This window comes from Crossiella sp. S99.2, assembly GCF_023094165.1.
Taxonomy (GTDB): domain Bacteria; phylum Actinomycetota; class Actinomycetes; order Mycobacteriales; family Pseudonocardiaceae; genus Crossiella.
The window spans coordinates 302321-326609 of record NZ_JALMDK010000009.1; the positions used below are offsets into that span (position 1 = coordinate 302321).

General features: G+C 69.6%; 19 protein-coding genes. 13 read left to right on the forward strand and 6 right to left on the reverse strand.

Annotation, left to right across the window (positions count from 1 at the left end):
- The first annotated feature begins 15 nt into the window (after positions 1-15).
- Positions 16-1554 carry an MFS transporter gene (locus tag MZC64_RS32110; RefSeq protein ID WP_247760505.1) on the forward strand — a complete coding sequence of 513 codons (1539 nt, stop codon included), beginning with the start codon at positions 16-18 and terminating at the stop codon, positions 1552-1554.
- A gap of 84 nt (positions 1555-1638) precedes the next feature.
- On the opposite strand, the gene MZC64_RS32115 is transcribed toward MZC64_RS32110, so the two are convergent.
- Complete coding sequence (locus MZC64_RS32115) at positions 1639-1959, reverse strand: hypothetical protein (RefSeq protein WP_247760504.1); 321 nt, start codon at positions 1957-1959, stop codon at positions 1639-1641.
- 233 nt (positions 1960-2192) lie between these two features.
- Between MZC64_RS32115 and MZC64_RS32120 the strand changes: the two genes are divergently transcribed.
- Together MZC64_RS32120 and MZC64_RS32125 are read left to right on the forward strand one after the other, a co-directional pair.
- Entirely contained in the window at positions 2193-4610 is a 2418-nt protein-coding gene (locus MZC64_RS32120) for an immune inhibitor A domain-containing protein (RefSeq protein WP_247760503.1), read from the forward strand.
- Positions 4611-4729: 119 nt separating this feature from the next.
- Positions 4730-5575: an SDR family oxidoreductase gene (locus tag MZC64_RS32125; protein ID WP_247760502.1), complete on the forward strand. Its 846-nt coding sequence runs from the start codon at positions 4730-4732 to the stop codon at positions 5573-5575.
- Between the two features lie 73 nt (positions 5576-5648).
- Here MZC64_RS32125 and MZC64_RS32130 read toward each other — a convergent pair whose 3' ends face one another.
- On the reverse strand, positions 5649-5915 hold the full coding sequence (locus MZC64_RS32130) for a GlsB/YeaQ/YmgE family stress response membrane protein (protein ID WP_247760501.1): 267 nt from the start codon (positions 5913-5915) through the stop codon (positions 5649-5651).
- Positions 5916-6114: 199 nt separating this feature from the next.
- Between MZC64_RS32130 and dxr the strand changes: the two genes are divergently transcribed.
- The 7 genes from dxr to MZC64_RS32165 all read left to right on the forward strand — a co-directional run bounded on the left by dxr (position 6115) and on the right by MZC64_RS32165 (position 15209).
- Positions 6115-7338 carry a 1-deoxy-D-xylulose-5-phosphate reductoisomerase gene (gene dxr, locus MZC64_RS32135; RefSeq protein WP_247760500.1) on the forward strand — a complete coding sequence of 408 codons (1224 nt, stop codon included), beginning with the start codon at positions 6115-6117 and terminating at the stop codon, positions 7336-7338.
- Between the two features lie 21 nt (positions 7339-7359).
- Positions 7360-8643: an RIP metalloprotease gene (locus MZC64_RS32140; RefSeq protein ID WP_247760499.1), complete on the forward strand. Its 1284-nt coding sequence runs from the start codon at positions 7360-7362 to the stop codon at positions 8641-8643.
- Positions 8644-9040: 397 nt separating this feature from the next.
- On the forward strand, positions 9041-10201 hold the full coding sequence (gene ispG, locus MZC64_RS32145; RefSeq protein WP_247760498.1) for a flavodoxin-dependent (E)-4-hydroxy-3-methylbut-2-enyl-diphosphate synthase: 1161 nt from the start codon (positions 9041-9043) through the stop codon (positions 10199-10201).
- 121 nt (positions 10202-10322) lie between these two features.
- Positions 10323-11159 carry a GNAT family N-acetyltransferase gene (locus tag MZC64_RS32150; RefSeq protein WP_247760497.1) on the forward strand — a complete coding sequence of 279 codons (837 nt, stop codon included), beginning with the start codon at positions 10323-10325 and terminating at the stop codon, positions 11157-11159.
- A 312-nt stretch (positions 11160-11471) separates the two neighbouring features.
- Entirely contained in the window at positions 11472-12647 is a 1176-nt protein-coding gene (locus MZC64_RS32155; RefSeq protein ID WP_247760891.1) for a sensor histidine kinase, read from the forward strand.
- 17 nt (positions 12648-12664) lie between these two features.
- Positions 12665-13348: a response regulator gene (locus tag MZC64_RS32160; protein ID WP_374205810.1), complete on the forward strand. Its 684-nt coding sequence runs from the start codon at positions 12665-12667 to the stop codon at positions 13346-13348.
- A gap of 49 nt (positions 13349-13397) precedes the next feature.
- Positions 13398-15209, forward strand: coding sequence for a penicillin-binding transpeptidase domain-containing protein (locus tag MZC64_RS32165; protein WP_247760495.1), 1812 nt, complete (start codon positions 13398-13400; stop codon positions 15207-15209).
- Positions 15210-15962: 753 nt separating this feature from the next.
- Here the strand turns inward: MZC64_RS32165 and MZC64_RS32170 are convergent.
- From MZC64_RS32170 to MZC64_RS32180, 3 genes are all read right to left on the reverse strand, one after another.
- Positions 15963-16709, reverse strand: a complete 747-nt coding sequence (locus tag MZC64_RS32170) for a lasso peptide biosynthesis B2 protein (RefSeq protein ID WP_247760494.1) — start codon at positions 16707-16709, stop codon at positions 15963-15965.
- Positions 16706-18538: an asparagine synthase-related protein gene (locus MZC64_RS32175; protein ID WP_247760493.1), complete on the reverse strand. Its 1833-nt coding sequence runs from the start codon at positions 18536-18538 to the stop codon at positions 16706-16708. The genes MZC64_RS32170 and MZC64_RS32175 overlap by 4 nt, the downstream gene beginning before the upstream one ends.
- A 392-nt stretch (positions 18539-18930) precedes the next feature.
- On the reverse strand, positions 18931-20130 hold the full coding sequence (locus MZC64_RS32180; RefSeq protein WP_247760492.1) for an ROK family transcriptional regulator: 1200 nt from the start codon (positions 20128-20130) through the stop codon (positions 18931-18933).
- Positions 20131-20422: 292 nt separating this feature from the next.
- On the opposite strand from MZC64_RS32180, the gene map reads away from it, so the two are divergent.
- The 3 genes from map to MZC64_RS32195 all read left to right on the forward strand — a co-directional run bounded on the left by map (position 20423) and on the right by MZC64_RS32195 (position 23437).
- Positions 20423-21280, forward strand: coding sequence for a type I methionyl aminopeptidase (map, locus tag MZC64_RS32185; RefSeq protein ID WP_247760491.1), 858 nt, complete (start codon positions 20423-20425; stop codon positions 21278-21280).
- Positions 21277-22815 (forward strand): cobyric acid synthase, encoded by a 1539-nt coding sequence (locus MZC64_RS32190; protein WP_247760490.1) that lies wholly within the window; start codon positions 21277-21279, stop codon positions 22813-22815. The genes map and MZC64_RS32190 overlap by 4 nt, the downstream gene beginning before the upstream one ends.
- A 142-nt stretch (positions 22816-22957) precedes the next feature.
- The gene (locus MZC64_RS32195; protein WP_247760489.1) at positions 22958-23437 is read left to right on the forward strand and encodes a DUF5994 family protein; all 480 of its coding nucleotides are present in this window, start codon (positions 22958-22960) and stop codon (positions 23435-23437) included.
- 27 nt (positions 23438-23464) lie between these two features.
- On the opposite strand, the gene MZC64_RS32200 is transcribed toward MZC64_RS32195, so the two are convergent.
- The gene (locus MZC64_RS32200) at positions 23465-24262 is read right to left on the reverse strand and encodes a dienelactone hydrolase family protein (RefSeq protein ID WP_247760488.1); all 798 of its coding nucleotides are present in this window, start codon (positions 24260-24262) and stop codon (positions 23465-23467) included.
- Positions 24263-24289: the final 27 nt, after the last annotated feature.

Here is a 24289-nt window from a genome sequence, read left to right on the forward strand (position 1 = left end):
GTATATTTCAGTGCCATGACCGATTTGTCTGACCGCGCGGGGGTGCGGCAATGGCTGGGCCTGGCGGTGCTGGTGCTCCCGGCCCTGCTGGTGGCCATGGATCTGTCCGTACTGCTGTTCGCGGTGCCGTTCCTGTCCGCCGAACTTCAGCCGTCCGGGGGACAGCTGCTGTGGATCATGGACGTCTACGGCTTCCTGCTGGCCGGCCTGCTGGTGACCATGGGCACCCTGGGCGACCGCATCGGACGCCGGAAACTGCTGCTGGCCGGGGGAGTGCTCTTCGGCCTGGCCTCGGTGCTGGCCGCGAACGCCACCAGCCCGGAACTGCTGATCGCCGCCAGGGCGCTGCTCGGCGTCGGCGGCGCCACCCTGGCCCCGTCCACCCTCGCGCTGATCCGCGCGATGTTCCCCGACCCGGCCCAGCGGGCCACCGCGGTCTCGGTGTGGACCGCGGCCTTCGCCGGCGGCGCGGTGCTCGGGCCGGTGCTCGGCGGACTGCTGCTGGAGAACTTCCACTGGGGGACCGCGTTCCTGGTCAACGTGCCCGCGATGGCGCTGCTGTTGCTGCTCGGCCCGGTGCTGCTGCCGGAATCCCGTGACCCCGCGCCCGGCCGGTTCGACCTGCTTAGCGCGCGGCTCTCACTGCTGGCCCTGCTGCCGGCGATCTACGGCATCAAACGCATCGCCGCCGACGGCCTCGGCTGGCTGCCGGTCACCGCGATCCTGCTCGGCCTGGGTTTCGGCCTGTGGTTCCTGCGCCGCCAGCGCCGCCCGGACCCGCTGCTGGACCTGGGCCTGTTCCGCGTCCCGGGCTTCGGGACCGCCATCCTGGCCGCCACGCTGACCCTGTTCGCCATCGGCGGCATCACCCTGTTCACCGCCCAGTACCTGCAGACCGTGCTCGGTTACCGGCCGTTCGTGGCCGCACTCTGGGGCCTGCCGGTGTTCGCGGGCATGGCCATCGGCACCGCGCTCGGCCCGGCGCTGGCCCGGCGGTTCCGCTCTGGCCTGGTGATCGCGGCCGGACTGGTGGTCGGCGCGGCCGGCCTGGTGCTGCTGACCACCGTGGCCACCGACCGCACCGGACTGCTCGCCGTGGTGGCCGGGATGACCGTGACCGCCCTCGGCCTCGGCCTGGTCACCGCGCTGGCCAACGACCTGGTGCTGGCCGCGGCCCCGCCAGGACGCGCGGGCGCGGCCTCGGCGCTGTCGGAGACCGGCACCGAACTGGGCGGCGCGCTGGGCATGGCCGTGCTGGGCAGCATCGGCATCGGACTCGTCTACCGCGGCGAGATCACCGGCGCGCTGCCGCCCGGACTGCCCGCCGCCGCGGCCGAGGCGGCCAGGGACACCCCGGCCGGCGCGGTCGCGGTGGCCGAGGGGCTGACCGGGCCGGCCGGGCCCGCGCTCGCCGAGGCCGCCCGAGTCGCCTTCGTCAGCGGCATGCAGGTCACCGCGGCGGTGGCCGCCGGGGTGTTGCTGGCCGCCGCCGCGCTGTGCGCGATGGGGCGGAAAACTGGAGTTGACCAGCCCGATCGGGTGAACACCGGGTAGTGACGGTAAAACTGGGAATCGCGCTGAACAGGCTCTCTGGGCACCCATGCAAAACTGGCAATCCGCGCATGGGTCCAGACCTGTTCAGCGCGCCAGCCGCAGCTTCGCGGTGATCCCCACGACGTCGTCGGCCTTGCTCCGCAGCGCGCTGGCCACATAGCGGGCGCGTTCGGCAGGGGAGTGCAGCCAGCCCGGCGAGGAGGCGCTGTTCAGCACCACCGCGGCGACCGCCGGATCGACCTGGTCGAGTAGCCCCGCAGTGGCTCTGAGCAGGCCCGGTAGCTCCGTAAGGATGCTCACCACCTCCTCCATCGAGGGGTCCCGGCTACCCCCTTCGGCCAACTGCTGGTGGACCTGCCCGAGCAGGTCACGGGCCTGGCGCACCCGCTGCGCGCTGGCGGTCATCCGGCGGCTCCTCATCCGGCGGCACGCGCCGCCTGTGCACTCATGGTCAAGTCAACCAGTCGATCGGATTGACCGCCGCCATCCGGGCGCGGGCCGAAAGGCAACCGCTTCATCACGAAGCGTATTGACCATTTCACCTGGCCGGGATCGCTCGTATGGTTCCTTCCGTTCAACATGCTGTCGGAGCGTCACTGCACACCTGATCTGCTCCGACGCCTGTCACGGGAGGGCACGTGCACAGAAGAATGACCGTCGGGCTGGCCGTAGTGGCTTTGCTCGGCGCGGCGGCGCCTTGGTCCGCCACCGCGGCACCGGCCGCGGACACCAAGACCAAGACCGTGAACGAGGTTGAGGCAGAGCACGAGATGCCCAACCCGCTGGAGGACAAGCGGCGGGCGCTGCGCACCGAGGCGCTCACGCAGGTCCTCTCCGGCGAGGCCAAGACCGAGAAGCGCGGCTCCTCGACCGTGGTCAAGCTTGGCGACGCGCCCAAGCAGCAGCCGCAGGTCAACGGCCAGGAGCGGGCGGCCAAGTCGGTCGAGTCCCCTCGGGTCGACCAGTTCGTGGAGCTGGCCAGGGAGAAGACCGACAAGATCTTCGTCATCCTGACCGAGTTCGGCAACGACCGGCACCCGCAGTACCCCGACCAGGACACCCACGCGGCGACCCCTGGTCCGGCCCGCTTCGACGGCCCGCTGCACAACGAGATCCCGGCCCCCAACCGCGGCCAGGACAACGCGACCATCTGGCAGCCGGACTACTCCAAGGACCACTTCCAGAAGATGTACTTCGGCACCGGCGAGAACGTCGAGTCGCTGAAGACCTTCTACGAGCGGCAGTCCTCCGGCCGGTACTCGGTCGACGGCCTGGTCACCGACTGGGTCAAGGTCAAGTACAACGAGGCGCGCTACGGCCGCTCCAACGGTTTCCCGTGCCCGGGTAGCACCTGCAACAACACCTGGGAACTGGTCAAGGACGGCGTGAACCAGTGGGCCGCCGACCGCAAGGCCGCCGGTGAGACCACCGAGCAGATCAAGGCCAAGCTGGCCGAGTACGACACCTGGGACCGGTACGACTACGACGCCGACGGCGACTTCAACGAGCCCGACGGCTACCTGGACCACTTCCAGATCGTGCACTCCGGCGGCGACCAGGCCGACGCCGACCCGCACCAGGGCGAGGACGCGATCTGGTCCCACCGCTGGTACGCCTACAACACCAGCTCCGGCCAGACCGGCCCCGGCTTCAACAAGCGCGGCGGCGCCCAGATCGGTGACACCGGCATCTGGGTCGGCGACTACACCATCCAGCCGGAGAACGGCGGGCTCGGCGTGTTCGCGCACGAGTACGGCCACGACCTCGGCCTGCCGGACCACTACGACACCGCCGGACCGGGCGGGGCGTCGGAGAACGGCGTCAACTGGTGGTCGCTGATGGGCCAGAGCCGGGTCTCCCCGGCCAACGAGGGCATCGGCACCCGCGCGGCTGACCTGTCCGCCTGGGACAAGCTGCAGCTGGGCTGGCTGGACTACGAGACCGTGGTCGCGGGCCAGGACAAGCAGCTGGACCTCGGTCCGCACGAGTACAACACCGACAAGGCACAGGGTGTCGTGGTCGTGTTGCCGGACAAGCAGAAGACCAGCCAGCTGGGCGCGCCCTTCGCCGGCGCCAACCAGTGGTGGAGTGGCCAGGGCGACGGCCTGGACAACACCCTCACCAGGGAGGTCGACCTCACCGGCAAGGCCGCGGCGACGCTGAGTCTCAAGGCGCGCTACGACATCGAGGTCGACTTCGACTACGTCTACGCGCAGTACTCCACCGACAACGGGGCCAACTGGACCGCGCTGGACGGCACGCTGGACGGCAAGGCGTTCCCCAAGGACGCCGCGGACAAGCCGGCCATCACCGACACCAGCGCCGGCAAGTGGGTCGACACCCAGATCCCGCTGACCCCCATCGCCGGCAAGAAGGCGCTGGTCCGCTTCCGCTACATCACCGATGGCGGCGTGGCCCCGATCGGCTTCTTCGCCGACGACCTCAAGATCGTCGCCGACGGCCAGACGGTGTTCACCGACGGCGCGGAGAGCGGCAACAACGGGTGGACGCTCAAGGGCTTCCGCACCACCACCGGCACGGAGACCAAGTCCTTCGACCACTTCTACGTGGCCACGAACCGGACCTACGCCTCCTTCGACAAGTACATGCAGGTGGGCCCGTACAACTACGGCTGGCCGGCTCGCCCGCGCTGGGCGGAGCGGTTCCCGTACCAGGACGGTCTGCTGGTCTCCTACTGGGACACCTCGCAGGTGGACAACAACACCAGCGCGCACCCCGGTGAGGGCCTGATCCTGCCGATCGACGCCAACCCCGACCCGATCTACAACCTCGAGGGTCAGGCCTGGCGGCCGCGCATCGCAGGCTACGACGCACCGTTCTCGCTGCAGAAGTCCGACTCGTTCACGCTGCACGTGAACGGCAAGTCGAGCTACGTGCGGGGACAGTCCGCCAAGCCGCTGTTCGACGACACCAAGCCCTACTGGTCGGCCGCACAGCCGACCGCGGGCGTGAAGGTGCCGGGCGCCGGCGTCGGCATCCGGGTGCTCCAGCAGGACGGCACCTCGATGAAGATCCGCGTGTACAGCACCAAGTGACCCTGAGCCGGTCCTGACCGGCCACAGGTTCTCCAGATCGGCGGCGCCGGGTGGCCAATGGCCCCCGGCGTCGCCGGTCTCACAGGGCACTTCTGACCATCGGCCCATGACCTCATCCGGTGACCGTGGTATTGCTCTCGGTCATGACAAGGGTGGCGGTGGTGACCGGCGCGGCGTCCGGCATCGGACGGGCGATCGCGACGGCACTGGTCCTGCGCGGCGACACGGTCGTGGTCACGGACCTCAACGGGGACAAGGCGAAAGAGGTGGCCGAGCGGCTCACCGGGCACGGGCCCGGACAGGCCGGCGCGGCCCAGCTGGACGTCACCGACGCGGCCGCGGTCGGCCAGGTGGTGCGGGCGGCGCGCGCGGAGCACGGCAAGCTCGACCTGATGATCAACAACGCCGGGGTGATCATCGCGGGCGCGGTGGAGGACCTCGGTCTGGAGCACTGGAACCTCGCGGTGGATGTGAACCTGCGCGGGGTCATCCACGGCGTGCACGCGGCCTACCCGATCATGCTGGAGCAGGGCTGCGGCCACATCGTGAACATGGCCTCGGTGGCCGGCCTGGCCCCATTCCCGATGATCGCGCCGTACGCGGCCACCAAGCACGCGGTGGTCGGGCTGAGCAAGACGCTGCGCGCCGAGGCCGCGGCCCGCGGGGTCAAGGTCACCGTGGTCTGCCCCGGCATGACCAACACCGGCTTCACCCCCAACCCCGGCCTGCCGCCGGTGCCCAGCGCGCAGCGGATCACCGCCCTGGAGAGCAAGGGACCGGCCTTCCAGCCCGAGCAGCTGGCCAAGGCCGTGCTGCACGGCATCGACCGGAACAAGGCCGTGGTCATCGCGCCGGGCAGCGCGCACCTGGTCAGCGGGCTCTACCGGCACTTCCCCCGGCTGGCCGACCGGGCCGGGCAGTGGCTGGCCAGGGCCGCCGCACAGCGTGGCGTGATCAAGTCCTGACCACCGGTCCCTGAACAGCCGGAAGCCCGGGACAACGACGGTGTCCCGGGCTTCGGTGAGCGTCAGCTCAGGGTCAAGCCGCGGTTTTCTTCCCGACGACCAGCCGGTAGATGGCGAGCACGATCACCGCGCCCAGGATCGAGAGCAGCCAGGTCCGCAGGTTGAAGAAGGACCCGGTGTCGGTGTTGAAGATCAGCCGGCCGACGAAGCCGCCGAGGACGCCGCCGACGATGCCGATCAGCATCGTCACCAGGATTCCGCCGGGGTCCTTGCCGGGCATGATGGCCTTGGCCAGCGCACCTGCGATGAGACCGACCACGATCCACCCGAGGATGCCCACGTGACTCTCCTTTTAGTTGATCGCGCCATCGGTGGCGCGACTCGCGTTGCGCACTGACAGAGTTACCCGGCGCTTCGGCGTTCACACCCTGTTGCTGATCACTCGTCTGAGCGCCGATGCCCGAGGATGGCTGCATGGTCCTGCCGCGTGCGGCGGGCCGCATTCCGGATCAGGGAGAATGACCGTGATGGAGTACCGAATGCCCACTTCCGAGTCACAGCGTTCCGTCATTCTGCTCGGCTCGACCGGGTCGATCGGCACCCAGACGCTGGATGTCATCCGTCGGCACCCGGACCGCTTCCGGGTGGCCGGGCTCGCCGCGGGCGGCAGCGACGCCGCCACGGTGGCCGCGCAGGCGCTGGAGTTCGAGGTGCCCGTGGTCGCGCTGGCGCGGGCGACTGCCGTGGAGGACCTGCAGCTCGCGCTGTACGCCGAGGCGCAGCAGCGCGGGTTCGAGCGCGGTGAGCTGCGGCTGCCGCGGATCCTGGCCGGGCCGGGCTCGATGGTCGAGCTGATCAAGGGCAACCCGGCGGACGTGGTGCTCAACGCGATGCCCGGCTCGCAGGGCCTGGCCCCGACGCTGGCCGCGCTGGAAAGCGGCGCGGTGCTCGCGCTGGCCAACAAGGAATCGCTGGTCGCGGGCGGTCCGCTGGTCACCAAGCTGGCCAAGCCGGGCCAGATCGTGCCGGTGGACTCCGAGCACTCCGCGCTCGCCCAGTGCCTGCGCGGCGGACGCGCCAGCGAGGTCGCCAAGCTGGTGCTGACCGCCTCCGGTGGCCCCTTCCGCGGTCGCACCAGGGAGCAGATGGCCCAGGTCACGCTGGAACAGGCGATGGCGCACCCGAACTGGTCGATGGGCCCAGTGATCACCATCAACTCGGCCACCATGATCAACAAGGGGCTGGAGCTGATCGAGGCCCAGCTGCTCTACGGCGTGCCGTACGACCAGATCGACGTCGTCGTGCACCCGCAGTCCATCGTGCACTCGATGGTCACCTTCAGCGACGGCTCCACCCTGGCCCAGGCCAGCCCGCCGGACATGCGGCTGCCCATCGCGCTGTCCCTGGCCTGGCCGGACCGGCTCACCGACGTGGCCCCAGCCTGTGACTTCAGCCTCGCCCAGTCCTGGACCTTCGAGCCGGTGGACGACTCCGCGTTCCCCGCGGTGGCGCTGGCCAGGGCCGCGGGCACGGCCGGTGGCTGCATGCCCGCGCTGTACAACGCGGCCAACGAGGAGGCGGTCGCCGCCTTCCGTGCCGGTGGCCTCGGTTTCCTGGACATTGTGGACACGGTCGCCCGGGTTGTGGATGAGGGCAACCAGTGGTCCGCCGAACCGTCTACCGTTGACGAGGTGCTGGCAGCGGAGGAGTGGGCCCGGACCCGGGCCAAGGAACTCCTCGGCGTGCCCGCCACGGCCGAGTAAGCAGAACGAGGAGCCACCTAGATGATGTTCGTGCTGGGCGTCCTGATCCTGGTGTTCGGGATCCTGTTCTCCATCGCCTGGCACGAGCTGGGCCACCTCAGCACGGCCAAGCTGTTCGGCGTCAAGGTCACCCAGTACATGGTGGGCTTCGGGCGCACGCTGTGGTCGAAGAAGGTCGGCGAGACCGAGTACGGCATCAAGGCGCTGCCCTTCGGCGGCTACATCCGGATGATCGGGATGTTGCCGCCGGTGGGCGGCGGCAAGCTGGGCCGCAGCCGCAGCACCGGCATGTTCTCCTCGATGGTCGACGACGCGCGCAGCGCCTCGGCCGAGGAGGTCCGCCCGGAAGACGGTGACCGCCAGTTCTACCAGCGGAAACCGTGGAAGCGGATCATCGTCATGTTCGCCGGACCGTTCATGAACCTGATCCTGGCCGCGGTGCTGTTCTCCATCGCGCTGATGGGCTTCGGCAAGCTGCTGCCGACCACCACGGTGGCCAGTGTGAGCAAGTGCGTGCTGCCGGCCAGCCAGCAGAACGCCAAGGAATGCCCGGCCGACGCCCCGGCCGCCCCGGCGGGTGCGGCCGGTTTCCAGCCCGGCGACAAGATCCTCAGCTTCAACGGCAAGCCCGCGGAGAGCTGGGACGCGGTCCGGCTGGAGATCCGGGCGGCGGGCGGCAAGACGATTCCGGTGGTGGTCGAGCGCGGCGGGCAGCAGCTCACGCTGAACCCGAAGCTGATCGCCACCGAGATGCCGGACCTGGACGACGAGAAGAAGAACGTCACCGTCGGCTTCCTGGGACTCTCGCCCACCGCCGAGGTGCAGACCATGGGCGTCACCGGCGTGGTGCACGAGATCGGCGGCCTGCTCGGCAAGGCGGCCGCCGCCATCGTGCAGCTGCCGCAGCGGGTCCCGGCCCTGGTCAGCGCGGTCTTCGGCGGTGAACGGGACCGCAACTCCCCGGTCGGCATCGTCGGTGTGGCCCGCATCGGCGGCGAGATCGCGGCCGCCGACATCCCGGCCAACCTGCGGATCAGCGCCATGATCAACATCCTGGCCGCGCTGAACCTGTCCCTGTTCCTGTTCAACATGCTGCCGATGCTCCCGCTGGACGGCGGCCACATCGCCGGCGCGCTGTACGAGTCCGTCCGCCGCGGCTTCGCCAAACTCCGCCGCCGCCCCGACCCGGGCCCCTTCGACGTCGCCAAGCTGATGCCGCTGGCCTACGCCGTCTCGCTGGTGATCATCGCCTACGGCGCCCTGGTCCTGGTCGCCGACATCATCAACCCCGTCCGCCTCGGCTGACCCGTCGACTTGGCCCAACTCGTACGCCCGGTTGGGCCAAGTGGGCGTACCGCTTGGCCCAACTCGGCGGGGCGCCGAGCCTGACCTGCGCCGGATCGCTCGCTGACCTGCCGCGCACGTGACGCTCGCCCCTGCCCCGCGAAGATCATGGTTCGGCCAAGTACCCTTGCGGTGAAGTCAACCGGCAGTTGTGATCACATCCCATACAGCCTTTCGGGAAAGACAGAATCGATCCAACTCACAGTTTGGGCGGCAGACTTGTGACTCTGCGTAGATGCATGCGCGGTGAATCTCGTTACACTTCCGTCCGTGGGGTGGTCTACCTGACCCCAAGGGAGAACTTCCCTGTCGCGTAAAGTAGTCAATACCGGCCGACCCTATGGGGAGTTGAACAAAGATGACCGTTGACGGTGTCATGCTCGGCATTCCGGCGATGCCTCCGCCTGTGCTGACCGAGCGCCGCAAGACCCGTCAGCTCCAGGTGGGCAAGGTGGGTGTGGGTTCCGACCACCCCGTGTCCATCCAATCCATGACCACCACGCTGACCTCTGACGTCAACTCGACCCTGCAGCAGATCGCCGAACTGACCGCTTCGGGCTGCGACATCGTGCGGGTCGCCTGCCCGTCCCAGGACGACGCGGACGCGCTCCCGGCGATCGCGAAGAAGTCCGGTATTCCGGTGATCGCGGATATCCATTTCCAGCCGAAGTACGTATTCGCCGCCATTGACGCCGGCTGCGCCGCGGTCCGGGTCAATCCGGGCAACATCAAGAAGTTCGACGACAAGGTCGGGGACATCGCCAAGGCGGCAAAGGACGCGGGCATCCCGATCCGGATCGGCGTCAACGCCGGGTCGCTGGACCCGCGCCTGCTGGCCAAGTACGGCAAGGCCACGCCGGAGGCGCTGGTGGAGTCGGCCCTCTGGGAGGCCTCGCTCTTCGCCGAACACGACTACCACGACATCAAGATCTCGGTGAAGCACAACGACCCGGTCGTCATGGTCCGGGCCTACGAGCTGCTGGCCGAGCAGTGCGACTACCCGCTGCACCTGGGCGTCACCGAGGCGGGCCCGACTTTCCAGGGCACCATCAAGTCCGCGGTGGCCTTCGGCGCGCTGCTCTCCCGCGGCATCGGCGACACCATCCGGGTCTCGCTCTCCGCCCCGCCGGTGGAGGAGATCAAGGTCGGCACCCAGATCCTGCAGTCGCTCAACCTGCGCCCGCGCAAGCTGGAGATCGTCTCCTGCCCCTCCTGCGGCCGCGCCCAGGTCGACGTCTACACCCTGGCCGAGCAGGTCACCGCCGGTCTGGAGGGCATGGAGGTGCCGCTGCGGGTGGCGGTCATGGGCTGTGTCGTGAACGGCCCCGGTGAGGCCCGCGAGGCCGACCTGGGGGTCGCCTCCGGCAACGGCAAGGGCCAGATCTTCGTCAAGGGCAAGGTCATCAAGACCGTGCCGGAGTCGCAGATCGTGGAGACCCTGATCGAAGAGGCCATGCGGATCGCCGAGGACATGGAGCCCGTCGAGGGCGCCGCTCCCGTGGTGACCGCCGCGGGCTGACCCAAGGTCAACCGCCAATCGGCGAGTCCGTCATCCCCCGGTGAACTTTCTGTGAACCGGGGGATGACGACCATTGGGTGATGGTGTGCCCTCCGCCGGTTGTGTTTGGCAGACTTGCGGGGTGCTGAAGCTTGCCGGGGCTCGGCTGCTCGAGGAACGCGATCTGCGAGCGGTACGGGCTGCCCTCGACGCCGACCCCGTGGCAGCGTGCATGGTCGCCTCCCGGGTGGAGATCGCCGGTTGTGATCCCTGGCGGCTGGGCGGTGAACTCTGGGGCTTCGGCGGCAGGCTGGACGGTCTCTGCTTCTCCGGCGCCAACCTGGTGCCGCTGGCCGGTGACTTACCCGCGATCAAGGCATTCGCCGACCGCGCGCTGCGCCGTCGCCGCGGCTGCTCCTCACTGGTCGGACCGGCCGAGCAGGTCATGCCGCTGTGGGAAGAGCTGAACCCGGAGTGGGGCCCGGCCCGCGAGGTGCGCGAGGACCAGCCGCTGATGGCCATGGCAGGCGCCCCGGTGATCGCGCCCGACCCGCTGGTGCGCCCGGTCCGGCCGGATGAGCTGGACCGCTACCTGCCCGCCGCGGTGGCCATGTTCATCGAAGAGGTCGGCATCGACCCCAGGGCCGACGACGGTGGCGTGAGCTACCGGGCCAGGGTCGCCGAACTGGTCGCGGGCGGGCGCGCGTTCGCCCGGTTCGAGGACGGCGAGGTCGTGTTCAAGGCCGAGATCGGCGCCATGTCCGCGCGGGTCGGCCAGATCCAGGGTGTCTGGGTGCACCCGGACAAGCGGGGCAGGGGACTGGGCACCACCGGCACCGCCGCGGTGGCCGACCGGCTGGTCCGCGGCCTCGGCCGGATCGCCAGCCTCTACGTCAACGCCTACAACGCCCCGGCCCGCGCGGCCTACCAGCGGATCGGCTTCAACCAGGTCGGGCAGTTCAGCACGATCCTGTTCTGAACAGTTGTAATGACACAACTGTGCTGAAAAAAGAAGGCAATCGTCCCGGCCGGGCTCCGAGTCGGGGCCCATCCGTACTCGACCCGGCCGGGACGACTACCCGAGCTGGTGGTCCCACCAACCCCCAGGCGGCAGGAACACCGGCAATCAAGCTATGCCCTGTGCGGAGCGTGGTCGTCGCACTCCCAACCGACTTTTCCCACCAACTCGGGTGGTAGCCCGGCCCGGTTCTGCAACTTTTGCGGTATGCCGGATGCCATGCGCAAGTACGGCGCGACACGCTCCGGCGCGCACTACCGTTGGTCCGTGCGCATGATCAGATCGGTACTGCGCTGGGCCCTGGCGCTCCAGCCGCAGGTCGCCGACTCGATCGTGGCCGCCGCCGTCACCGGTGTCGCCCTGCTGTTGGTCCATCGGGACCCCCCGTTCGGCGTAGGTCCGCTGACCGAGGTCACCGTCGGACTGGTCGTGCTGTCGGTGATGCCCAACGCCTTCCGCAGGCTCGCCCCGGTCCCGGTGCTGCTGCTGACCAGCGCCGGTTTCTCGGTCTACGTGGTCTGCGGGTACCCCGATGTGATCAGTCCGTTCGGGGTGTGGCTGGCCCTCTACACGGTGGCCGTGCACCGCCCGGCCCGGTTGTCCGTGCCGGTGATCCTGACCGTGATCCCGCTGATGGTGGTGGTGCTCGCGCTGGCCAGGGACTCCTGGGTCACCCTGTTGCAGGGGATGTTGCACGCCAGCGTGGCCTGGTTGCTCGGCGCGAGCAGGCACAGCCTGACCCAGCGCAACCGGCAGCTGGCCGAGCTGGCCGTGGAGATGCACGCCGACCGGGAGCGGCAGGCCCAGCGCGCGGTCACCGAGGAACGGGTGCGCATCGCCCGCGAACTGCACGACGTGGTCGCGCACCACATGTCGGTGATCTCGGTGCAGGCCGGGCTGGCCCGCTACGTCTTCGACACCGACCCGGCCACCGCGAGCACCGCGCTGGGCACCATCGCCGACACCAGCCGGGAGGCCCTGGACGAGATGCGCCGGGTACTGGCCGTGCTGCGGTTGCCCGCCGACGACGACGCGCCGGAACCGGAGTTCGACCCGCAGCCCGGCCTGGACCAGATCGAGACCCTGCTGGAGCGGGTGCGTGCCGCCGGGGTGTCGGCCGAACTGGTGGTCACCGGCCTGCGCCGCTCGCTGCCGCCCGGCCCGGACCTGTGCGCCTACCGGGTGGTGCAGGAATCGCTGACCAACGTCATCAAGCACGCCCTGCCCGCCTCGGCCACCGTGCACCTGGAGTACCGGCCGCGGGAGCTGACCGTGCGGATCGCCGACGACGGCGACGGTGCGGCGGCCGTCGCGTCGGGGTCGCCGGGCCATGGCCTTGCCGGAATGCGGGAACGGGCCCGGCTCTACGAAGGTAGCCTCTCCGCTGGCGTGCGCGCGCACGGCGGGTTCGAGGTGGAGCTGCGACTGCCGCTCACGCCGCTGGAGTAGCCACCGGGGCGACTGGGATGAGGTGCGCAGTGACGACCACCGTCCTCGTCGTGGACGACCAGGTGCTGGTGCGCGCCGGTTTCGTCGCCCTGATCACCGCCGCCCCCGGACTGGAGGTGGTCGGCGAGGCGGCCAACGGCCAGGAGGCGATCGAGCTGACCGCCGCGGCCACCCCCGACGTGGTGCTGATGGACCTGCGCATGCCAGGGATGAGCGGGGCCGCCGCCACCGGGCGGATCCTGGCCGAGCAGTCGGGGCCCAAGCCGAAGGTGCTGGTGCTGACCACCTTCGACCTGGACGAGTACGTCTACGCCGCGCTGCGCGCCGGGGCGTCGGGCTTCCTGCTCAAGGACACCCCGCCGGAACGCCTGCTCGCCGCCATCCACACCATCGCGGGCGGGGACATGCTGTTCTCGCCCAACATCACCCGCAAATTGGTCGAGTCCTACGCCCACCGCGGCGCCCAGAGCTGGGAGCCGATCCCCGAGCTGTCCCCGCTGACCAGCCGCGAGGTCGAGGTGCTGCGCCTGGTCGGGCGCGGGCTGACCAACGGCGGCATCGCCGAGGAACTCGCGGTCAGCGAGGCCACCGTGAAGACCCACCTCAACCGGGCGATGGCCAAGCTCAACCTGTCCAGCCGGGCCCAGGCCGTGGTGGTCGCCTACGAGACCGGATTGGTCACCCCAGGTCAGCGGCGCTGAGGGCGGGCTTCATCCTGGGCAGACACGGGTGCGCGGCATACTGGCCGCCGTGTCCGCTCACCGGGTCGTCAGCGTCACCGCCTCGCTCCTCCTCGTGCTCCCGGTCGCCGGTTGCGGCCTGTTCGGCGCCGAACCCAAACCCGAGGACTCGGCCAAGACCTTCCTGTCCGCCTTCGCCGGTGGCGACACCACCACCGCCGCGAACAGCACGGACGAGCCCAAACCGGCCAAGGAACTGCTGGACCGGGTGCGCGCCGCGCTGAAGCCGACCGCGGTCAGCACCACCGTGCAGCAGACGCTGGTAGCCGCGGACGACTCCACCACGGCGAGTGCCACTTACGACGTGAAATGGGATCTCGGCGCCGGTCGCACCTGGGCCTACCAGGGCAAACTGGAGCTGCGCCGCACCGAGAAGACCTGGCGGGTGCACTGGGCGCCCAACGTGATCCACCCGAAGCTGCAACCGCAGCAGACCCTCGCGCTGCGCGAGCAGCAGCCGCAGCTGGCGCCGATCCTGGACCGGGACGGCGGCGCGCTGCTCAACCCGGAGAAGGTCGTCGCGGTGCTGCTGGACCGCAAGGCCGCCGGTGACCTGCCCAAGGCCGCGGGCGCGCTGGCCGCCGCGGTGTCCCGCTTCGACAAGTCGATCACCCAGCAGAGCGTGACCGACGGCGCGAACAAGGTGCCGGAGGGCCAGGCCTACACCGTGGTCAGCCTGCGCGACGCGGACTACCAGCAGGTCAAGGGCGCCATCTACGACCTGCCAGGGGTCCGCTTCAGCAGCCAGTCGCGGCTGCTGCCCCCCGCGGGCAAGGAGTTCGCCTCCCAGGTGCTGCCCGGGGTGCGCAAGACGGTGGAGGACCAGGTCGCGGGCACCGCGGGCTGGCGGGTGGTCACCCTCAACGCGGGCGGCACCGAGGTCGAGGCCCTGCAGGAGCAGCAGGCCCAGCCGGCCAAGGCGGTCACCCTGACGCTGAGCCGGGGCGTGCAGGCCGCGGCCGAGGACGCGCTGGAGCCGATCAAGAACCAGGCCATGCTGGTCGCCTTCCAGCCCTCCACCGGCGATGTGCTCGCGGTGGCCCAGAACGCCGAGGCGGACAAGGGCGGCTCGCTGGCGCTGACCGGCAACTACCCGCCGGGCTCCACCTTCAAGGTGGTCACCGCGGCGGCCGCGTTGCAGGCGGGGGCGGCCACCCCGGACACGGTGCTGCCCTGCCCCGGCACCTGGACCCTGCAGGGCCGCAAGATCCCCAACAACGACGAGTTCGACCTGGGCAACGTGCCGCTGCACCAGGCATTCGCCGCCTCCTGCAACACCACCTTCGCCGAACTGGCCAGCAAACTGCCGGCCGACTCGCTGACCAACGCGGCCAAGCAGTTCGGCGTCGGCGTGGACTTCGACCTGGCCGGGGTGCGCACCCTGACCGGCAAGGTCCCGCCGGCCGAGCCGGTGGTGGAGCGGGCCGAGGACGGCTTCGGCCAGGGCAAGGTGGTCACCACCCCGTTCGGCATGGCCCTGGTCGCGGCCACCGCGGCCCGCGGCGCCATGCCCACCCCGAACCTGCTGCGCGGCACCGAGACCAAGGTGGTCGGCGGCCTGCCCGCCCCGCCGCCCGCGATCGCCGACCAGCTCCGGCCGATGATGCGCGAGGTCGTCCTCAGCGGCACCGCGAAGAAGCTGAACCGGCTCGGCGAGGTGCACGGCAAGACCGGCACCGCGCAGTTCGGCGACGGCACCCACTCGCACGGCTGGTTCATCGGCTTCCGCGGTGACCTGGCCTTCGCGGTGCTGGTGGTGGACGCGGGCGCGTCCGGCCCGGCGGTGGACGCGGCGGCCCGATTCCTGGGCGCGGTGCGCTAGCCACGCCAACTCCGCCTTCGGCCGGACGAACGTTCGACTGTTGGGCCACTTGGGTGAACTTGGGATTCTGACGGATATCCATCCGATTGACCCTTGCGGGCGCTTCTCATGGCTTCTGCTTCTTGTGTGTGATGACGAGGCGGGCATTCGGGTTGGTGCCTTCGTCAAAACAGCGGTTCCGCGGCTCGCTGGCCATGCCTGACGTGTCGGTGGCGTCCACCTGCCGAGGTGCAGGTGTCGACGGTCACGGTGGGCGGGGAGCAGGCCGCCGGTGGCGCGATCAATACGGCTTGGTGTGCGAGGACTGGCATGCTGGGGTTCGAGCTGATCGCGGCGCGGGTTGAGGTGGCGTCAATTTCCTTCAGTCTGAAATTGGGTAGAGCCGGAAATTGACGTGCGGCTACTTTCGTGAACCTGTGAAATCACGTGTTTCCGCGTAGCTGGGGCGAGTTGACCCCGGTTGTGTTGTCTGTGAGCGGAGCGCACAGTGGCACCACGTCGACCAGTCAGCGAGGAGTCCCGGAATGAAAAATCGAAATGCGGCAGACCTGGAAATTCAAGTGAAGTTCTCCGCCGGTCGAGCCTGGCGGAAATGTGTTCCGGCCGTGCGTCGAGGGCTGTTGCCCGCGGTGTGCGTCCTGTACGTCCTGTTCGGGGACTTCGGAGTCTCGGTCGAGTTCCTAGTCAAATAGGACAACAGTGCGCGGGTGCTGCGGCCAGCTCCTTTGGGGGCTCGGTCGCAGCATTTTTTTGTCAGGTCGAGAGAACTCGGGTGAAGGTGTCGATGTGCGGCGCCGGTGAGCGCGTAACCGCGATGCCGTCAGTTTCCACCCAGGCGTGGAAACGGCATGGGTCCTCGGCGACCCCGATGACCCAGCGCAGTCCTTGCCGGGACAGTGCCGCCGTGATGACGCAGCCCAGCGACCGTTCCAGGCAGGCGGCCCGGCCGGGGTACCGGTCAGCTGCCGCCTCCACCGCCGCGACCGTCACCAGGGCTTCTGACTGGGACGTGGCGCGTGCGCACCACCTGCTGGTAAGGGCACCGACGATCCGGAAGGTCAGGTGGAACGGGAGCCGCAACAGGCAGAACGCCGCGAGGAGTCCGATATGCGCTAGGAACAGCATCCACCGGGACGGCCTCGCCGCCGCGGCTGCCATGGACCCGAGCGGCTTGCTCTGGGCGATCATGGGCAGGTGTTCCGCAGTGGGCACGCCGCTCCGGAGTGAGAGGAGGCCCTGTTCGGTCAGGTCGGTGAACAGGAGCCGGGCATTGCGCCGGAATTCCTCCGGAGTGAGGCGCGGATGCTGGTTCGCCAGGGTATCGGCGGCTCGATCGCTGTCACCTGTGCGCAGTATTTCCTGCCACAGTGTGGTGGCCAAGTGATTCAGCACGTACCAATGCCCGGACCTCAGGTTGAGTGCGAATGTCGCGCCACTGGCACTGCTGGTGATGCGTATATGGCGGGGAACGCAGAGATGCGTTGCGCCGGATCGGGTCACATCAAGCTCCTGAGCCAGAGGTCGTAGGCGATCAGTCGATTCAGCGCCGGAAAGGGCGTGCCGATCCCCATAACCGCCCGATCGATCGATTGGACGATTGATCCCGGCTCGATCAATCCCATATCCGCGAGCGGGGACTCGGCGAGTCGTTTTCGCAGTCCGGCGGCCTCGGCTCGTACGCCCCGGTAGTCCTCGCCCAGGTAGTTGCCCTTGGAACCGCGATCCAGCGCGGCCGAGGGCACCACGTCGCGCATTGCTGCGCGGATCAAGGGCTTGAACACCGTTCCGGTCGCGCGCCGGTACGCGGGCAACGCGGTGCAGGCGCGGATGACGTCATTGTCCAGGAACGGCGCCTGGGGCCACACCTCGTACGGACGGGCCATTTCGCTCAGCTGCTGTTGGACTGCCCCGGACCGCCGCAGGTCGTGCCGCGCGGTGAAGTCGGCGACTCCACCGTTCTGCACGACCTGCACCGCGTGGTCCGCGTGATCATGCACGAACTCCACCAGCGCGCGGCGCGCGCCGGTGGTGAGCCATGAGGACTCCAGACCTGGCGGAGGCCACCAGGAGATCGCGTCCACCCAGCTCGGGTGGTGGGCATCCGAGCGGCCCAGCCGGCGGGCGTACCCGCGTAGTGCTCGGTGCATCGGCGTCCTCGACAACCGGATCGCCCGGGACAACACCCGAGCCGGGGATTCGTTCCGCAGCCGGGCCCACGCGCCCGAATCCGCGAGCAACTGGCGCAGCCGTCCCGCGCTGGCGAGATCGCCCAGATAGGAGGGTGGCGCGACCACCAGCGCATCGGCCCCCTCCCCGCCGAGGTGCACCCTCCCGCCGGTGGCCGCCACCGCCCGTAGGCGGAGGTGGTTTCGTTCGTGCGTGGCCGCCGCGAAGTCAGGCAGTCCGGTGGGGGGCGGCGCGCCGAGATTCCGGTACGGCAGGCTCGCGCTCGTTCCCGGCACGATTTCCAGGCGGATCGTCGAGTTCAGGCCCGCGTTGCGCACCGCGTGGCAGAGGTCGTCAGCAGGCGCGTCGGGATAGTGGTAGACGAAAGCGGTCAACGGGGCCGACAAGTGCCGGGCCGCGAGAAAGGCGATCGAGGTGGAGTCCAGTCCGCCACTGAAGTCGGTGCTCACCTGTTCGATCGCGGTCCGGCTCGAGACGGCGATCTCCAGCGACTCGCGTAACGCCACCGCTCCCGCACGCGGTGCGAGCCGCCGATCCGGCGAGAGATCCGCATAGGTCCAGCGCGAGACCGCTCCGGCGGCCGTCACCTGGAGCGCTTCGCCCGCCTCCAGCCGGTGCAGCCCATGAACCGGTGTCGCGCCATGCGTGAGCATCGGCACCGCACCGCAGAAGATCTCCGCGCTGGTGACGAGCGGATCGGCCTTGAGTTTGACGCCCGAAGCCACCGCGGTGGGCAACGGGCTCGTGCCGAAGACCAGCCGCTCGCCTGGGTGGTAGTACAACGGGTACTGGCCGGCGAGATCGACGAACGCGACGAGTTTCTCCGCGGTGAGCACGATCGCGAGGAAGCTGCCCGGCCACCGGGTGAGGAGTTCCAACCGATCCCTCCGCACGGCTGTGTCCAGGTCGGCGCGTAGCCGGGCGTCGTCAGCGGTGCAGTGCCCGATGAGCAGCAAGCGCGCCTCGGGGCAGGTGAGTGCGAGGAACTCACGGGGGCGCCAGCTACCCCAGGTGACCGCGGCGGACAGACCTGGCCAGACCGGTGTCGCGCCGATCGGGGCTGTCCCGGTGACGCTGCCCGGTGCCGCGGGGAAAGAGCCCAGAACGCACGGTGCGTGGCCGCCCATGGACATGGATGCCATGAATCTGTTACCAGTAGTATTGCGAGTTTGCGTCCGCGTTTCCGCTGGACGAACTGCCCAGCGTTATGTGCCGGACATGGCCGAGATCGATCACCAGTGGCAGTTCGCTGTGTTGCTCGGTTTCGTTCGTCGCAGTGTTCGCTGTTGGCCGATCCGGTGTTGTGTCCTGTCTCGCGCGAGCTTGCCGGAAGAATCTCATGATCATACCTTCGATCGGAGCGTGCTGGAATTCGCTGGCGGCACCATGTGAGCAGATTTGCCTGGTTGTTGGCAAGTCCGGCCGGCGGGTGGCCCCGATCGAGTGGCGAGCTTTTCGGCAGATCTACGATGCAATTGATGAGACCGATTTTTCGGTATGAACGGTCATGGTCGAATCCGGTCCACCGGAACGTTCATTTTGACGATCTGGACTGGAGTCCGAGTATGAGCGCGCCCTGAGCCTCGGCGAACGGGCTCAACGCGCTGGTGCGCAGCTCGAAATCACCGTCCTGGTGCACCGTGCCCGTGAGGGCGTACCGCGTCAGTTCCTGGCGGCAGGTGTCCAGCACCAGGTGTCCCGCCTCCGCGAGTTCGCCGCCGAGGATGATGTGCCGCGGGTTGATGAGGTTGCACAGCTGGGCCAGCGCGAAGCCGAGCACCCGGCCGGCGTCGTTGAGGATGCGGCCGCACACGGCGTCACCGTTCTGCGCGTTGTGCACGAGTGCGCTCAGGGTGGACGGGATGTCCCGCGAGCTGCCCCGCTGAGCCTGCTTGGCCTTAGCCACGAGCGATTCGGCGCCCACGATGGTGTCCAGACAACCGCGTCCGCCGCACAGGCACATCTCGCCATCGGGCTCGATGGTCAGGTGTCCGAGTTCGCCGGCCATGCCGCGCTGCCCGCGCAGGAGGATCGAGCCGATCATGATGCCCACGCCGACGCCGGTGGACGCCTTCACGTAGGCGACATGCTCGATAGCCTCGTCGGAGCCGTATGTCTGCTCGGCCAGCGCGCCGAGATTCGCGTCGTTGTCCATGGCCACGGGCACCCCGAGCTTCGCGCTGAGTTCCTGCGCTGGCCGGTCCTCCGCCCGCCACGGCGCGAGCACGGGAGGGGTGAACGTGCCGGTCAGCGGATCGACCATCCGAGGTACGGCCAAGCCGGTGGTCACCACGTCCGTCATCTTCTGGCCGGTCTCCTCGACCGCGTCCTGGATGAGGTTCAGCACATCGGGCAGCAGCAGGCGCAGACCCCGGTTCATGCCGGGCGTCTCCCTGCGCTGGACCACCTGGTCGAACGAACTGGTCACCGGCCTGGCCACCACCGAGATGTGGTTGAACCCCAGATCCACCCCGACCACGACACCGCGTAGCTGCCGCAGCTGGACTTTTCCGCCACGCGACTTGCCTGAACTTCCACTCCCTTTTTCGGTCTCCACCAGGCCCTTGTTGGTCAACTCCTTTATCGCCGCGGAAACAGAAGCCGCCGACAAGTCGGTTCGCCGGGCGAGGTCTGCCTGCCGGTCAGGCTTGACCATGATTTCGATGATCATCTTTTTGAGTTTCGAATCACTGCCTTGAGAGGGGAGATCAAGTATTGCGCGTGCGTCGCCCATGGCGCCGACCTCTCCGCAAAATTGCGGTTCCTGAAATTGATCTCGATGCCCGAAGGCTAGCATCGAATCGTTCAATCTGAAGAGCGTCACCGTTCAGATGTCTGCCTGATGCGGGATCGACGTCTGGTGGCTAACGGAAGGCGGTCCTAGGGAGATCGGTTGAATTCTACCCGGATGGCCGAATCCGGAGAGAGGAGATTGCCGATCGGCCGGGGTTCGGCTGAGGCGACCTCCGGTCCCGGACCGGCCGGTCCGGTCCGCGCGCGAAGCCCGGCGTCGTAGGCTGGAGGGCATGCCCGTCCGTGCCCCACTGAAGCCCGGCCAGCTCTCGCCGCGGCGTCCCGTGCCCGCTCACATCGATCGTCCCGAGTACGTGGACAAGCCGGCGCCCCAGCGCAACACCGATCCGTGGGTGCAGCCGCCGGAGATCATCGAGGCCATGCGGGTGGCCGGGCGGCTCGCGGCGCAGGCACTGGCCGAGGCGGGCAAGGTGTGCGTGCCGGGCGCGACCACCGACGAGGTCGACGCGGTGGTGCACGAGTTCCTCTGCGACAACGGGGCCTACCCGTCCACGCTGGGCTACCGGAACTACCCGAAGTCCTGCTGCACCTCGCTCAACGAGGTCATCTGCCACGGCATCCCGGACACCACGGTGATCGAGGACGGGGACATCGTCAACGTCGACGTCACCGCGTTCATCGGCGGCGTGCACGGCGACACCAACGGCACCTTCCTGGCAGGCAACGTCGCCGAAGAGGCCCAGTTGCTGGTCGAGCGGACCAGGGAGGCCACCCACCGGGCGATCAAGGCGGTCAAGCCGGGCCGCCAGATCAACGTGATCGGCCGGGTCATCGAGGCCTACGCCAACCGGTTCGGCTACGGCGTGGTGCGCGACTTCACCGGGCACGGCATCGGCCGCTCCTTCCACAGCGGCCTGGTCGTGCTGCACTACGACGAGCCCAGCATGGACACCGTGCTGGAGCCGGGCATGACCTTCACCATCGAGCCGATGATCACCCTGGGCACCATCGACTACGACATGTGGGCCGACGGCTGGACGGTGACCACCAAGGACAAGAAGTTCACCGCGCAGTTCGAGCACACCGTGCTGGTCACCACCGACGGTGTCGAGATCCTGACCCTGCCTTGACCGGCGGTGGCCTGCTGATCGCGGGCACCACCTCCGACGCGGGCAAGAGCGTGCTCGTCGCCGGGCTGTGCCGCTGGCTGGCCCGGCGCGGGGTGCGGGTGGCGCCGTTCAAGGCGCAGAACATGTCCAACAACTCGGTGGTCACCGCCGACGGCGGCGAGATCGGCCGGGCCCAGGCGGTGCAGGCCGCCGCGGCCGGGCTGGCGCCCTCGGTGCGGTTCAACCCGGTGCTGCTCAAACCGGGCAGCGACCGCAGTTCGCAGGTGGTGTTGCTGGGCAAGGTGATCGGCGAGGTCACCGCGCTGTCCTACCGCGAGCGCAAGACACACCTGGCCGCCACCGTGCTGGCCACCCTGGACGGCCTGCGCGCCGAGTACGAGGCGGTGATCTGCGAGGGCGCCGGGTCGCCGACCGAGATCAACCTGCGCGCCAACGACATCGCCAACATGGGCCTGGCCCGTGCGGCGAACCTGCCGGTGCTGGTGGTCGGCGACATCGACCGCGGCGGCGTCTTCGCGCACCTGTTCGGCACCCTGGCCCTGCTCGACCCGGCGGACCAGGCCCTGGTCAGCGGCTTCGTCATCAACAAGTTCCGCGGCGACCCCGCCCTGCTGGACCCGGGTCTGCGCCAGCTCACCGCGCTCACCGGCCGCCCGGTGCACGGTGTGCTGCCCTGGCGGGAGGAGCTGTGGCTGGACGCCGAGGACTCGCTCTCCTACGCCGCCGACGGGGTGGTCGGCCGTCCGGCCGCGCCGGTCGGCGAGCAGTGGCTGCGCGTCGCCGTGCCGCGCCTGCCCCGGATCTCCAACGCCACCGACGTCGAGGCGCTGGCCGGTGAACCCGGTGTCTCGGTCCGCTTCGTCACCGAGCCCTCCCGCCTGGCCGACGCCGACCTGGTCGTCCTGCCCGGCTCCAAGTCCACCGTCGCCGACCTGGACTGGCTGCGCCGCACCGGCCTGGCCGCGGCCATCACCCGGCACGCGGCCGCCGGCCTGCCGGTCACCGGCATCTGCGGCGGCTACCAGATGCTGGCCGCCACCTTGCACGATCCGGTCGAGTCCAGGGCGGGCACCGTCGACGGCCTCGGCCTGCTCGACCTGGACATCGAGTTCCACCCGGACAAAACCCTGGCCAACCCGGCCGGCGCCGCGCTCGGGCACCCGGTGCGCGGCTACGAGATCCACCACGGCCGCCCGGCCCGCCGCGCCGAGCACCTCGCCCCGCTGATCACCCTGCCCGACGGCACGGGGGAGGGCGCGCTGCACGGACCGATCGCGGGCACGCACTGGCACGGCCTGTTCGAGAACGACGGGTTCCGCCGCGACTTCCTGACCTGGGCCGCGACCAGGGCAGGCCGCACCGGCTTCACCCCGGCCCCGGACACCGATTTCGCCGCCGCCCGCGCCGCCCAGCTGGACCTGCTGGGCGACCTGGTCGCCGACCACCTGGACACCGACGCGGTGCAACGCCTGCTGGAATCCGGCGCACCGCGAGGACTCCCGGCCATCCCACCCGGCGCACCGCCCAGTTGCTGACCCGAAGGCGCGAGCGAGCGCCCCGGCTTCGCCCGCCGGGGGCGTAGAGTGCGGGTACCGGAGGCAGGCCGAATTCAGCGCTCTCGCTGAGCAAACCTCGGGCGTACGCCGAACCCGGCGCCTGAGCGCTGCCGGAGATGGGATGACCGACATGACGTCGGGATCCACGCAACGCCAGGACTTCCAGCCCCCCGCCGCCGGCGCCGTCCAGCACGAGCCACGAGTCCAGGTGAAGCCGGTGGACGCGAGTCCCGGTTTCCTCGACGGCGGCTGGTGGCCCAACAGCATGGACCTCGGCCGGGCCCTGCCCGCACTGCTGTCCGCGCTGCGGGAACGGCTCGGACCGGTCAGCCGGGTCACCTACCACCTGGAGCACTGGCTGCCCGCGCCCCGGCGGCTCACCGTCGGCGGCCGGGTGGTGCGGCTGGAGGGCTATCGCTCGCCCGATCCGCGCACCATCACGGTGACCGGCCAGTCCGGGCAACGGCTTGTGCTGCTGGTGGTGCCGCCGGAGACGACCGAGTCCGAGGCCCGCCGCGTGCTGGACCTGACGGCCGGGGCGGACAACCGGGACAGCGCCGCGAGCCTGCTCGGGGTGATCAGCCCGGCGGAGCAGGACTGACCACCGCCGCGCGGGGACGGCCCGGGGTCAGCCCAGTCGCTCGTGCAGGAACGCCACCACCTGGTCTCTGGCCGCCATCGCGGCGTTGCCTTCCCGCACTTCCCTGGTCAGCACCGAATGCGCGTTCGACTTGAACCCGTCCGCGTTGCCCGGCCGCGAGTCCAGTTCCACCACCCGGAACGCCTCGCCCAGCCGGTCGGTCAACGTCCGGAACCGCTCGCCCGGGACCAGCCGGTCCGCGCTGAACCGCAACCCCATCAGGCACAGCCCGGACTCCACCGTGCGCGCCGCGATCCGGGACAGTTCCGCCTCCGACATGCCCGGATCCGCCTTGCGCCGGGCCCCCAGCGGCAGCGGCAGTGACGGCTGACTGCCCACCGGGGCCAGCACCACCTCATCCACCGCCGCGGCCAGCGCGAAACCGCCGGTGAAGCACATGCCGATCACGCCGACGCCGGGTCCTGGGGTGCGCTCGTTCAGGTCCCGCGCGACCGCGCGCAGGTAGTCGCTGAACGGCCGTTTCGCGTTGGTGGCGAAGGCCCGGAACTCCGCGGACACACACGCCTTGGCCGCCACCGGCAGCCCGGTGCGGGTGCTCTCCGGCGCGCCCGGCGTGCCGAAGGCGGACACGATCAGCACGGTGAACCCGTTGTCCACCAGGTGATCGGCGAAGCCCAGCACCGAGGGCGTCATGCCGGGGATCTCCGGCAGCACCACCACACCGGGGCCGCTGCCCTTCTCGAAGCAGTCATAGGTGGAACCGGCCGCGGTGAACGGCGCGCGCCGCCACCCGGTCAGGTCCGTCTCGGGCGCCCCGGCGGTCATGGCAACTCCTCGGTGTGGTCGGACCCG